The sequence below is a fragment of the Dyella sp. genome, assembly GCF_051954575.1.
GTDB lineage: Bacteria > Pseudomonadota > Gammaproteobacteria > Xanthomonadales > Rhodanobacteraceae > Dyella_B.
On record NZ_JBQCHP010000104.1, the window covers coordinates 1 to 11,756 of the forward strand.

The following is an 11,756-nucleotide window of genomic DNA, read 5'->3' on the forward strand; positions in this document are numbered from 1 at the left end:
TGGTGGTTTCGCGCGCGGACGAACGACCACCGCCGCGCGGATCGCGAATGCCGTATTTCTGCCAATAGGTGTAATCGGCATGGCCAGGGCGGAAAGTCTGCGCGATATCGCCGTAATCCTTGCTGCGCTGGTCGGTATTGCGGATCAAGAGCGCGATCGGCGTACCGGTGGTGCGTCCCTCGTAAACACCGGAAAGAATCTCCACTTCGTCGGTTTCGCGGCGCTGCGAAGTATGCCGGCTGCGGCCGGTGGCGCGCCGCTCCAGGTCGGTGCGAAATTCCTCCGGCGCAATCGGCAGTCCCGGCGGGCAGCCGTCGATCACGCAGCCGATGGCCGGCCCGTGGCTTTCGCCGAAGGTAGTGACGGTAAACAGCTTGCCGGTGGAATTGCTGGACACGGAGAAGGACCGATAGACATGGAGTCGGGCCGGCCTGCTGGCCGGACCTTACATCTTGCCATGGCTACGGGCTCCATGCCCGCCGTGCGATATGAATCGTTGCTCTTTCGATTGCGGGGCCGGAATGACAGCGAGGAACGTAGGCTGGGATGCAATCCCAGCATGGTCGGGCACGCATATATCGCGACGCTGGGATTTGCATCCGAGCCTACATATTTGATCAGCTGCCGAACCGCTCGGCCGCCACCGCATGGATCACGTCGGCATGCTCGATCAGCTCACGCCGCTCCAGCGCGAACACGCCCATCGGCCCCACTTTGAATTCGATCCACACGAAGGGAACGTCCGGCAGCAAGGCGGCCAGTGCGTGCTCGCTTTCGCCCACTTCGACGATCAGCAAGCCATCTTCGGTAAGGTAATCGGCCGCTTCGTCGAGGATGCGCAGGCAGATATCCAGGCCGTCTTCGCCGGATGTGAGGCCGAGCTTGGGCTCGTGGCTGTATTCGCCGGGCAGTGCGGCGTATTCCTCTTCGGTGACGTAGGGAGGATTGGAGACGATCAGGTCGTATTTACGGCCCTTGAGCCCGGCGAAGAGATCGGAACGGATCACCTCCACACGCTCGTCCACGTGCTGGAACGCCACGTTCTCGCGCGCGAGCGACAGCGCATCCTCGCTGACGTCCACCACGTCCACCTGCCAGGACGGGTTGTATTCGGCCATGGCAATGCCGATGCAGCCCGAGCCGGTGCACAGGTCCAGCGCACTCTCCACTTGCCGGCCGTCCAGCCAGGGCGCAAAGCCGGATTCGATCAGCTCGGCGATCGGCGAACGCGGCACCAGCGCGCGGCGGTCGCTCTTGAACTTCAGGCCGGCGAACCAGGTTTCGCCCACCAGGTAGGCCACCGGCAGGCGCTCGTTGATACGGCGCTCGATCAGGCCCAGCACACGCGCGCGTTCTTCGGCGGTGAGCTTGCCGGCGCCATAGGCAGGCGGGATATCCGGCGGCAGGTGCAGGCTGGCCAGCACCAGGTGGGTGGCTTCGTCGATCGGGTTATCGTGGCTGTGGCCGAAGGTGAGGCCCGCCGCGGAAAAACGGCTGGCGCCATAGCGGATGAAATCGATGATGGTGGCGAGTTCGGCGGTCACGTGCGCACGGTCCTGCTCAAGGGGTGTGAAGTATAGCGACTGCGCGCCGCTGGACTCATGCCGGTGCATGCTCCTGTCCATGGCATTCGGCCCGGTTGGGAATGCTCCCGATTCCTTATACTTGCCGGATGACTTTCAAGGTATTCCTGCAATACATCCTTCCCCACCGGGCTCTCTCGCGCGTGGTCTACTGGGCTACGCGCTGGACCTTCGCCCCCTGGAAGAATTTCCTGATCGGCAAGATCGTGCGGAGCTACCAGGTCGACATGACCGAAGCCGCGCAGCCGGACCCCTTCGCCTATCCCCATTTCAATGCATTCTTTACGCGCAAGCTGCGCCCCGATGCCCGCCGGGCAGATACGGCTCCCGGCGCCCTGATTTCGCCGGCCGACGGCCGCATCAGCCAGGCGGGCCCTATCGTCGACGGGCGCATATTCCAGGCCAAGGGCCAGGACTACACCGCCGCCGAATTGCTGGGCGATGAAGCTGCCGCAACGCCTTATCGCAATGGCCGCTTCGTCACCATCTATCTCTCGCCGCGCGACTATCACCGCGTGCACATGCCCTTGCGCGGCGTGCTGAAAGAAACGGTGCATATCCCGGGCCGCATTTTTTCCGTGGCGCCATTCGCCGTGAATGCGATACCGCGATTGTTCGCACGCAACGAACGGCTGGTGTGCCATTTCGATGGTGCGCACGGTCCGTTCGCCGTAGTGATGGTGGGCGCGATCCTGGTGTCGTCCGTCGCCACCGTGTGGGATGGCCTGGTGATTCCGCCCTATGCGCCGTCGATTCGCCGCAAGTCCTTCGCCGGGCAGAGCATCACGCTGGATCGCTTCGCCGAGATGGCGCGCTTCAACATGGGCTCCACCGTCATCGTGCTGCTGCCCGATGGCGCCGCCGAACTGGACACGCTCACGTCGCAGCAGTTGATCAAGGTTGGCCAGCGATTAGGTGAACTGCATCACGCTTGATCTTGAGGACAAGCCGTCATGACAAGCGAGGTGCGCCGCGTTTTGACATTTGTCGTCATTTTGTGACGTTTTCGGCGCCTCGCTTGATACGAGGCCGGTATCCTCGCGCTCAATCCGTTCGTCCTTGCGGATCGTCCAACGAGGGGCCACATGCAAATTGTCACCCGCCTAATCGCGATGAGCCGCGCCCGGCAGTTGCAACGCCAGTTCCGACAGATCGAGCGCAACATCCTGGCCATGCCTGCACGCACGCGTGCTCGCCTGGGCGTCATGACGCTTCGCGAAATCGGCCAGGCGTCGCGCTGCGAATTTCCGCACCTGTACGGCACCGCGCCGGAACAACGTTACATGCCGTGGGGCCAAGGTACCGAGACTGGTTTCGGCCGCGCGCAGTCGGACAACCCGGAAGTAGCCCTGCGCGGCATCGCACTATGGCTGGCGGTGGCGTATCACGAAACCAAGGATTCGCCGCACACCAGCCTGCAGCCGCATCATCGCCAACTGTTGCGCGTGCTGCGCGAACTGCGCGACGCCACCGGTGAGCAGCCCGATACCACGGCTCAGTGGATGCGCTCCGGCGCCGCAGCCTGAGTTTCGTTAGAGGCTACCCGTAGCCATTGGCCGCGCCAGGCGCGATGCCGGCACGGAGAACTGCGCACGCTGTGCAGCGAGGGGCGAGCGACGAGTAGCGAGGGCGTCACAGCCTTCGCTCTCCCACCGCGGAAATCGGAACGGTGACTGACGAGGCGAGATACGGATTGCTCCAGGCGGCATCCGTGTCTACCAACCTCGCTACTCGTCACTCGGCCTTTGCGTCGCTGTAGGCTGAGGTGCAAGCCCCACTATCACGATATGGATCGGCATGCCCATGTTGGGGTTTGCACCCTGATATATCCCCACGTTTTTGCTCGATGATTTCAATAAAACCAGCGAGCTATACACCTTGCACATGATCTTCCAGATTACTGGACCGTCATTCCCGCTTTCGCGGGAATGACGGCATTTCGGGCACATATGCACCAAACGAAAAAACGTGGGGATACCTCAGGGTTTGCACCCCAACGCGTTCGGTCAGCGGCAACTCGGCAGCTTCAACACCTGCCCTGCCTTCACATGATTGAACTTCAGGTTGTTCATGCGCGCGACTTCGCCTTCGCTGCTGCAGCCGCCGTGCTTGCGCACGATGCCTGTCAGCGTATCGCCGCGACGCACGGTGTAGCGCACCACCGGATCGGGCGCCGACGCCGGCGATGGACTGGGAAACACCGGCACCACCGCGTTATGCAGGTCGCTGGCGAGAATCGGCCACGGCCCATCCACGCAACGCGCCGCGTAGACCTTCTCCAGCGACTTGGGAATCCTCAGCGTGGCGCCAGCCGGCTGCTGCTGTTGCGGATCGAGACGCGGATTGAGGTTGCGCAAAGTGCGAAACCACCCTTGCGGCATGTCATTGGCCGAACCCAGGCACACCGTGAGTTCCGAAAGCGAAGCGCTGCGCTTGAGCGTGATGTTGCCCTGCTGGCCATCCACGCGCGGGAAACGCAGGTTGTAGCTGTCCGGATGCAGGAACAGCCAGGCAGCCGCCAGCACCTCCGGCACGTAGTCGCGGGTTTCCTGCGAGAGCTGTCCGTAGATGCGCGGGTCGTAGAAGCTCACCGCGGTGTTGTCGCCCACCAGCCGGCGCATGCGTCCTTCGCCGCCGTTGTAGGCGGCCAGGGTCAGCTCGAGATTGTCGTTGAAGGCCTTCAACTGCTCGTTGATGTACTCGGCATTGGCGCGCGCGGATTCGGCCGGATCGAAACGGGTGTCGAAGCCGTCCTGGTCGGTCAGGCCGAAACGCAGGCCGGTGGCGTACATGAACTGCAGCGGCCCGGCCGCGCCCGAGCGCGACACCGCATGCACCTTGCCGCCGGATTCCTTCGCCATGATGCCGAACAGCAGCGCCTCAGGCAGCCCTTCGCCTTCGTATTGCGGCCACATCTGCTGGCGCAGGAACTGGTAATTGACGTAGGCATCCATCAGGTTGCCGCGCCACTGCGTCAGCCACATCTCCAGCGCCGCCTTCACCGGCCCGTTCATCGCGATCAGTTCGGACAACTGATGGCCACGCAACAGCGTCACGCTGCGCTGCGCTTCGGCCAGGCTGCCAGCGCCGGCCTGGCCGGTGCTGGGCAAAGACGGGCCGCTGGTATCTTCGTCCGGCGTCTGGTCGCCGATGAAGCTGCCGTCCTTCAGGCGCAGCAGGTGGTCGAACACGGAAAAGAAGCGCTGCGAATCGCAGCCCGGCGTTGCACCGCAACGTGCGGCGGCGTCGCGCAATTGATCGAGCGAGGTGTCCAGCGTTTTCTGCGCGCCCTGCGTATCGCCGGCGCGGGTCTGCTGCAACGCGGTTTCGTAGCTACGGCTGGCCTGATCGAGCTGGCCGTACAGCGCCGTCACCGAGGCCGCCGGCGGCTTGGGCGTTACGGCGCCATTGGTGGATGCGCAGGCTGCCAGCAGCACCAGGGCCGCCACCCCAAGCATCAGACGGAAAGAACGTAGCGCGCCTCGATAAGACATGTCAGGTATACCAATACTGATGGGCACAGCCTTCCCGGCTGCGCGGGCAGACTCAAAACACGTTCTTTTCGACGTCGTGCGTTTTCGTCGATACCGCACGCCTACATCGCTAAAATCGAGCCCCAGTCTTTGGAGGCCTTCATGCCAGACATTTGCATGAAACGCAACAACTGTTTGCGCGAAACGAGTACCGCTTACAACACCTGTCGCTTGAGTGCGTCCAGGCGAGGTCCACGCCTGCGCACTGCCACACATGGCAGATCGCAGAACGCCCTGGTCAAGCCAAGCTCCAATGCGGTCTTGCCATGACCCGCTGGCGTCCCCCTGCCCCACGTTCCACTGCCATCATCACGCGCGACGGCTTCGAAAAGCTCAAGAACGAGCTGGACCACTTGTGGCACACCTTGCGACCGGAAGTGGTGAAAGCGCTGGCCGCCGCCGCGGCCGAAGGCGATCGCTCGGAAAACGCCGAGTACACCTACCGCAAGAAGCAGCTCGGCGAAATCGACCGCCGCGTGCGCTACCTGAGCAAGCGCATTCCCTCGCTGAAGGTGGCCGAAGGCGCACCTGCCGATCGTGGCACGGTGTTCTTCGGCGCGGTGATCGAACTGGAGAACGTCGGGAGCGGCGAAACGGTGCGCTACCGCATCGTCGGGCCGGACGAGACGGACGCGAAGCTGGGCTGGATCAGCATCGATTCGCCCCTGGCGCGGGCGGTGCTGAAGAAAAAGCTGGATGACGAATTCGAAGCGGAGCTGCCCGGCGGCCGCACGCGCTTTGCGTTGATCACCGTCGAATACCCGTAGGTTGGGGTGCAAACCCCAACATCCGGATGCATGGAGTTGACGTTGTGGGGGTTTGCACCCCAACCTACAGCGCCAAGGGCGGCGGATATCGACGCCCTTCACGCAACGGCTGATAACACGCGGCATGGCGATGGAATGATTCTTCTTCATTGCCGGCATGCCATCCCGAAATGCCCGACAGTGGCAACGGCCTCAGCTCCAACGGATCGCGCAACCATTGCCCTTCCGCAATGGCGTCCGTAATGCACGCAACCGCCTGTGTGCTTTGGGCATCTTCCGCCATCACCGCCAGCGCCTTGCCCACCAGCAATTTGCCCGGCGTCAGCGCATGTTCGAGCAAGGCATGGCCGAACACTTCCACGCTGATCGAACCATCCAGCCAGGCATCGCGATGGCGCCAGAACAGCCCATGCCAGTCGTGCACATCCCACAACGCGAGCAGGCGCGGCTCTTTCACGACCACGATCACACCCGCTTCGTCGAAATGCGTCTGCGCGCACTGCGGGCGCGAGCGCTCACGTCGGCCGACTTGTGCGATCTCCATCATCTGCTGGCGGTTGAGCGCGCGCTTTAGTTGCGGATAGCGCAGCCAGACTATAGCGTTGAACAGATCGTGCCAGTTGGCTTCGCGCGTGGCGATCAGGCCACGCGTGGCGATGCGTTCTTCATAGTGCAGGCCGTCTTCGAGCAGCCCGCGCGTCTGCGCCACGAAGCGCTCATGGCTGCCCGATGGCCAGCGCGCGTTGAGTTCGTCGATCGAGGGCCAGCACGGCCACTGCAGCCATGAGCCGTATTCGCTCCAGTCGCTCAGCGGTGCATGCGTGAAAACGACCGGATCGACCGCCTCCCGCGCTGGCGCGACGTAACGCATGAGCACATGCGGATCAGCTGAGGAGCGCGGCGTGCAGGTCGTGCTCGTCGGCGGATTCGACCACCACGTCCACGAACTGCCCAGGCTTGAGCTTCTGCCCATTGACGATGTGCACGACGCCATCGATTTCCGGGGCATCGGCGGCCGAGCGCGCCACGGCGCCTTCCGCGCTGGCCGAATCGACCAATACCTTGATGGTGCGCCCGATCTTGCGCTGCAGTTTCGCCGCGGAAATCTCCGCCTGCACCGCCATGAACTGCTCCAGGCGGTCTTCCTTCAATTCTTCCGGCACTGGGTCGGGCAGTTCGTTGGCCTTGGCCCCTTCCACCGGCGAATAGGTGAAGGCGCCCACGCGATCGAGCTCGGCCTCGCGCAGGAAATCCAGCAATTCTTCGAATTCGGCATCGGTCTCGCCCGGAAAGCCGACGATGAAGGTGCTGCGCAAGGTCAGGTCCGGCACCTGCTTGCGCCAGTTCTGGATACGCTCCAGCGTCTTGTCGATATTGCCCGGGCGCTTCATCAATTTGAGGATGCGCGGACTGGCGTGCTGGAACGGGATGTCGAGGTACGGCAGGATCTTGCCTTCCGCCATCAAGGGCATCACCTCGTCCACGTGCGGATACGGATACACGTAATGCAGGCGCGCCCATGCGCCGAGTTCGGACAGGCCTTCGCACAGGTCGGTCATGCGCGTGCGATAGCGTTTGTCGCGCCACAGGCGCTCGGCGTATTTCACGTCCACGCCGTAGGCGCTGGTGTCCTGCGAGATCACCAGCAGTTCCTTCACGCCGCCTTTCACCAGGCGCTCGGCTTCCAGCAGCACTTCATCCACCGGCCGCGACACCAGGTCGCCGCGCATCGAGGGAATGATGCAGAAGCTGCAGCGATGATTGCAGCCTTCGGAAATTTTCAAATACGCGTAATGCTTCGGCGTAAGCTTGATGCCCGTATCCGGGATGATGTCCAGCAACGGATTGCGCTTCGGCGGCAGCGCCGTGTGCACCGCATTCATCACACTGGCGTAATCCTGCGGACCGGTAATGGCGAGCACCTCCGGATACGCCTCGCGGATCAGCTCCGAACGCTTGCCCAGGCAACCGGTCACGATCACCTTGCCGTTCTCGTGCAGCGCCTCGCCGATCGCATCCAGCGACTCCTGCACGGCCGCATCGATAAAGCCGCAAGTATTCACCACCACCGCATCGGCCGCATCGTAGCTGGGCACGATCTCGTAGCCCTCCACCTTGAGCTGGGTGAGGATGCGCTCGGAGTCGACGAGTGCCTTGGGGCAGCCGAGGGATACGAATCCTACTCTCGGCGTTTCACCGGGAAGCTGCTTGTGAGTTGACTTCAAAGAACTTTTCACTCGTCGATCCGTATCGCCGGGAGCGGCGCTGCGAGGGAGGCTGGGGCGGGAAAACCGCCATTTTAGCCTGTCCGTCTTTCCGCTGCCTGCCCGGCACGGCCGTTTTCAGGTATTACGCAAGCGAATGCTTTCGGCCAGGTTGCCGCGGAACACGTGCTGGCCCAGATGGCCCAGGTCCGATTGCATGTCGGCGTAAACCTTGCCGCCGATATCGCGCCAGCGGCGGCAGAAGGCGTAGTCCTCCGAGAGATAGCGGCGCGAATCCGGGTCCACCATGCAGTCGAAGAACAGCCAGTAGTACGGCTGCTGCGGGTTGTTGGGCGCGCCGTCGGGCACATAGTTCAACGTCGGGTAGGCTTTCATCATCTTTGTGAATACATCACGCTTGATCACCATGAAACCGGTCGGCGCTTCGGCGACCTCGACGAAGCCTTCGTCGGTCATGAACTTCGACAGCGGCTCCGCGCCGTGGGCCACGGCGTTCAACGGGTAATCGGTGTACAGCGTCTCGAACTTGTCCCGCGTGGTGCCGGCCGGCACGCCGTCGGCGGGCCAGTTGAAGCGCTTGAGCGGATAGATGCCGGCGGACACGTCGTGATCGGCCAGCAGCAGGCGGATCGCGGCCTGAGGCTTGAAGGAGATATCCGCGTCGATCCAGAACAGGTGCGTGTATTCCTCATGCATCAGGAAGAATTTCACGATCTCGTTTCGGCCGCGCGTGACCAGGCTGTCGGCGTACATATGCAGCGACGACTTCAGGCCTAGCCGGATCGACTCGTGCGTGAGCTCGAACATGCTGGTGACGTAATGCATCGATACCGCCGACACGTAGCTGGGTGTCGCCCATAGCACGTTCATCGACTGCAGCGCGGAAATGGGGAGCATGGGATCCTCGTGATCGACATGGGATGAGCCGCGGCAAGTGCGGCGTTGCCGAGCATACTGAGAATCGAACCATTCTTACCATCGAAAGCGAAGCCGGCCCATCCGCCTGTGCGTGTCCATGCGCGAAGCCGATACGTTTCCTCGCGTAAACTGGCGTCCTTCTTACGCGAGGAAGCAAGCTGATGGGCACGCACATCAACCTCCCGACCTCCGGCACGCAATGCATCGGCGCCTATCTGGCCGAGGCCGAAGGCAAGCCGAAGGGCGGCCTGGTGGTGATCCAGGAAATCTTCGGCGTGAACGCGCACATTCGCAGCGTGGCCGATCGCTTTGCAGCGATGGGCTACACCGCCGTCGCGCCCGCGTTCTTCGATCACCTGGAAACCGGGGTCGAGATGGATTACTCGGACGCCAGCATGGCCAAGGGCCGGCAACTGGTGACGGAACTTGGGCTCGATCGCGCCGTGGAAGATGTCGCCAGCGCCGCCGAGGCGATCGCTTCGGCCGGCAAGATCGGTACGGTCGGCTATTGCTGGGGCGGCACGGTGGCGTTTCTCTCGGCCATCCGCCTGGGGCTACCTTCCGTGAGTTATTACGGCGCGCGCAACGTGCCCTTCCTGGGCGAGAAGCTGCAGGCACCGGTGATGTTCCACTTCGGCGAGGAAGATCCTTCCATTCCTCCGGCGATGGTCGCCAAGCATCGCGACATGCTGCCGCAGATGGACGTCTATACGTATCCGGGCGCCGGCCATGCCTTCAATCGCGACATCGATCCTGGCCACTATCACCAGGTCAGCGCGGAGCTGGCGTTGAAGCGCACTATGGCGTTCTTCGACAAGTACCTAGCCGCATGAGCGACACGACTTTTGTGCTGGACCCGCGCCTGAAGGCCGATACGCAACGCGTTGCCGCCCTGTCCTTATGCGACGTGCTGCTGATGAACGATGCGCGCTATGCGTGGCTGATCCTGGTGCCGCGACTGGCGGGCTGCACCGAGATACTCGATCTGCCCGAAGCCGGACGAGCGCAGTTGTGGCAGGAGATCAATCACGTCGCGGCCATGCTGCGCGGAACGGTTCCTTGCGACAAGCTCAATATTGGCGCGCTGGGCAATATCGTGCGGCAGCTGCATGTGCATGTGATTGCACGCAAGGAAGACGATGCGGCATGGCCGGGTCCGGTGTGGGGACAGGGTGCGGCCAGGCCCTACAGTGATGCCGAGTTGGAGTCGATCATGCAGCGCTTGCGAAAAGCGCTTGCCACCTGATTAGCGTCCAGTCCCGGCACGTCGCTAGCCGATGCAAAAAAGCGCCCGTCATCGACGGGCGCTTTTTTGTTCGCTATGTACGAGCGACCAGCCGCTCAGTGACCGGCATCGCTGCCGCCACCGTACGATTTGCCGCTGGCATCCTTACCGGTGTCGCTGCTCGGCGCGGCAGCCGGCGCGTGGTAATCCTCCAGCGCGCGCGCCTTGGTGTCCACCGGGTTGATGCGCGCGAGCTTGCCGCCATCGTCGTAATAGGCGACGAAACCGTAATCGAGCTGCAGCCGCGCCATGTACTGCAGGTGCTGCTTGCGGATCTTCGAATCGTCGCTGGGCAGCAGCAGTACGGTCTTGGGCAACTTGCCCGCATCCTTCAGGTAAGAGAAGTGGCTGCCTGCATCGAGCGCGGAAACCACGGCACCATCAATCAGGAACTGACCATTCTTGTACGCCTTCATGGTCATGTCGAACTGGTTCTGTGTCTGAGTGGTTTCCACCGTGTCCCTGGACGCGCCACGATGGCAGCCGCCAAGCACCAGCAGGCTGCCGAGCATAAGGACGGCGGCGCCGCGGGTCGACAGTGTGGAAAGACGGATCATGCTTTTGATCTCCTGCAAATATCAGCGAAGCCAGCAAAGTGTAGCGCCGCCGGGAACGGTTGGATGAGGGGAAAACGCGCTGCGTTCAGGTCCGCGGCAAGGTCACGCCCTGCTGCCCCTGGTACTTGCCGCCGCGGTCCTTGTAGCTGGTTTCACATTCTTCGTCGGACTCGAAAAACAGCATCTGCGCCACGCCTTCGTTGGCATAGATCTTGGCCGGCAGCGGCGTGGTGTTGGAGAACTCCAGCGTCACGTGGCCTTCCCATTCCGGCTCCAGCGGCGTCACGTTCACGATGATGCCGCAGCGCGCATAAGTGCTCTTGCCCAGGCATACGGTGAGCACCTGGCGGGGAATGCGGAAATATTCCACCGTACGCGCCAAGGCGAAGGAGTTGGGCGGGATGATGCATACGTCCGCCGAGACGTCCACGAAACTGGTGGGGTCGAACGCTTTGGGGTCGACGATGGTGGAATTGATATTGGTGAAGATCTTGAACTCGCGCGCGCAGCGCACGTCGTAGCCGTAGCTGGACGTGCCGTAGGACACCAGCTTGTTGCCGTCGCGCAGCTTGACCTGGCCGGGCTCGTACGGCTCGATCATGCCGTGCTGCTCCGCCATGCGGCGGATCCATTTATCGGATTTGATGCTCACGCGGACTCCGGTGCTTACAGCCGCGCCCGGGCAGGTCCCGGACGCAAAGCGGGAAAAATACATGGTTGACGGGTAGGTTCGCCAGCGGTGCTGCTCCCTCCCCTGCTACGCCGGGGAGCGAGCGCGTAGGTTGGGTGGGGCCCCCCCCCAACGTTGGTGCCCGGGGGGCCCCAGGTGGGGGTGGGCCCCCCACCAAACTCCCCGGGGTGGGGGGGGCACGGCCCAAAAGCGGGGCG

General features: G+C 62.9%; 13 protein-coding genes. 5 read left to right on the forward strand and 8 right to left on the reverse strand.

Annotated features, from left to right (window positions below; translation table 11 throughout):
• The coding region (locus ACTHNE_RS14185) for a chorismate synthase (RefSeq protein WP_440269594.1) at positions 1–397 on the reverse strand (397 nt) is incomplete at its 3' end.
• A gap of 220 nt (positions 398–617) precedes the next feature.
• Positions 618–1,544, reverse strand: a complete 927-nt coding sequence (prmB, locus tag ACTHNE_RS14190) for a 50S ribosomal protein L3 N(5)-glutamine methyltransferase (RefSeq protein ID WP_324947749.1) — start codon at positions 1,542–1,544, stop codon at positions 618–620.
• Positions 1,545–1,672: 128 nt separating this feature from the next.
• On the opposite strand from prmB, the gene asd reads away from it, so the two are divergent.
• Positions 1,673–2,518 carry an archaetidylserine decarboxylase gene (gene asd, locus ACTHNE_RS14195; protein WP_324947652.1) on the forward strand — a complete coding sequence of 282 codons (846 nt, stop codon included), beginning with the start codon at positions 1,673–1,675 and terminating at the stop codon, positions 2,516–2,518.
• A 150-nt stretch (positions 2,519–2,668) separates the two neighbouring features.
• Positions 2,669–3,109, forward strand: coding sequence for a hypothetical protein (locus tag ACTHNE_RS14200; RefSeq protein ID WP_324947650.1), 441 nt, complete (start codon positions 2,669–2,671; stop codon positions 3,107–3,109).
• A 480-nt stretch (positions 3,110–3,589) separates the two neighbouring features.
• On the opposite strand, the gene ACTHNE_RS14205 is transcribed toward ACTHNE_RS14200, so the two are convergent.
• On the reverse strand, positions 3,590–5,077 hold the full coding sequence (locus ACTHNE_RS14205) for a transglycosylase SLT domain-containing protein (RefSeq protein WP_440269595.1): 1,488 nt from the start codon (positions 5,075–5,077) through the stop codon (positions 3,590–3,592).
• Between the two features lie 305 nt (positions 5,078–5,382).
• On the opposite strand from ACTHNE_RS14205, the gene greB reads away from it, so the two are divergent.
• Positions 5,383–5,883, forward strand: a complete 501-nt coding sequence (gene greB / locus ACTHNE_RS14210) for a transcription elongation factor GreB (protein ID WP_440269596.1) — start codon at positions 5,383–5,385, stop codon at positions 5,881–5,883.
• Positions 5,884–5,947: 64 nt separating this feature from the next.
• Here the strand turns inward: greB and ACTHNE_RS14215 are convergent, their stop codons facing one another.
• From ACTHNE_RS14215 to ACTHNE_RS14225, 3 genes are all read right to left on the reverse strand, one after another.
• Positions 5,948–6,754: a DUF3025 domain-containing protein gene (locus ACTHNE_RS14215; RefSeq protein WP_324944345.1), complete on the reverse strand. Its 807-nt coding sequence runs from the start codon at positions 6,752–6,754 to the stop codon at positions 5,948–5,950.
• 13 nt (positions 6,755–6,767) lie between these two features.
• Positions 6,768–8,108 carry a 30S ribosomal protein S12 methylthiotransferase RimO gene (rimO, locus tag ACTHNE_RS14220; protein WP_324944393.1) on the reverse strand — a complete coding sequence of 447 codons (1,341 nt, stop codon included), beginning with the start codon at positions 8,106–8,108 and terminating at the stop codon, positions 6,768–6,770.
• 117 nt (positions 8,109–8,225) lie between these two features.
• Positions 8,226–9,005, reverse strand: a complete 780-nt coding sequence (locus ACTHNE_RS14225) for a hypothetical protein (RefSeq protein WP_440269597.1) — start codon at positions 9,003–9,005, stop codon at positions 8,226–8,228.
• Between the two features lie 182 nt (positions 9,006–9,187).
• On the opposite strand from ACTHNE_RS14225, the gene ACTHNE_RS14230 reads away from it, so the two are divergent.
• Both ACTHNE_RS14230 and ACTHNE_RS14235 read left to right on the forward strand, forming a co-directional pair.
• A complete protein-coding gene (locus tag ACTHNE_RS14230; RefSeq protein WP_440269598.1) occupies positions 9,188–9,859 on the forward strand; it encodes a dienelactone hydrolase family protein in 672 nt (223 codons plus the stop codon).
• Positions 9,856–10,272, forward strand: coding sequence for an HIT domain-containing protein (locus ACTHNE_RS14235; protein WP_440269599.1), 417 nt, complete (start codon positions 9,856–9,858; stop codon positions 10,270–10,272). The genes ACTHNE_RS14230 and ACTHNE_RS14235 overlap by 4 nt, the downstream gene beginning before the upstream one ends.
• A gap of 95 nt (positions 10,273–10,367) precedes the next feature.
• Here the strand turns inward: ACTHNE_RS14235 and ACTHNE_RS14240 are convergent, their stop codons facing one another.
• On the reverse strand, positions 10,368–10,868 hold the full coding sequence (locus ACTHNE_RS14240; protein WP_324944356.1) for a hypothetical protein: 501 nt from the start codon (positions 10,866–10,868) through the stop codon (positions 10,368–10,370).
• Positions 10,869–10,953: 85 nt separating this feature from the next.
• Positions 10,954–11,520, reverse strand: coding sequence for a dCTP deaminase (dcd, locus tag ACTHNE_RS14245; protein WP_324944358.1), 567 nt, complete (start codon positions 11,518–11,520; stop codon positions 10,954–10,956).
• Positions 11,521–11,756 lie beyond the last annotated feature (236 nt).

What these genes read in the sequence shown, in the direction of transcription:
- ACTHNE_RS14215 (WP_324944345.1), bottom strand. Translation starts at nt 6,754, where the DNA reads ATGCGTTACGTCGCGCCAGCGCGGGAGGCGGTCGATCCGGTCGTTTTC.
- ACTHNE_RS14205 (WP_440269595.1), bottom strand. Translation starts at nt 5,077, where the DNA reads ATGTCTTATCGAGGCGCGCTACGTTCTTTCCGTCTGATGCTTGGGGTG.
- ACTHNE_RS14235 (WP_440269599.1), top strand. Translation starts at nt 9,856, where the DNA reads ATGAGCGACACGACTTTTGTGCTGGACCCGCGCCTGAAGGCCGATACG.
- asd (WP_324947652.1), top strand. Translation starts at nt 1,673, where the DNA reads ATGACTTTCAAGGTATTCCTGCAATACATCCTTCCCCACCGGGCTCTC.
- greB (WP_440269596.1), top strand. Translation starts at nt 5,383, where the DNA reads ATGACCCGCTGGCGTCCCCCTGCCCCACGTTCCACTGCCATCATCACG.
- ACTHNE_RS14240 (WP_324944356.1), bottom strand. Translation starts at nt 10,868, where the DNA reads ATGATCCGTCTTTCCACACTGTCGACCCGCGGCGCCGCCGTCCTTATG.
- ACTHNE_RS14230 (WP_440269598.1), top strand. Translation starts at nt 9,188, where the DNA reads ATGGGCACGCACATCAACCTCCCGACCTCCGGCACGCAATGCATCGGC.
- ACTHNE_RS14225 (WP_440269597.1), bottom strand. Translation starts at nt 9,005, where the DNA reads ATGCTCCCCATTTCCGCGCTGCAGTCGATGAACGTGCTATGGGCGACA.
- ACTHNE_RS14200 (WP_324947650.1), top strand. Translation starts at nt 2,669, where the DNA reads ATGCAAATTGTCACCCGCCTAATCGCGATGAGCCGCGCCCGGCAGTTG.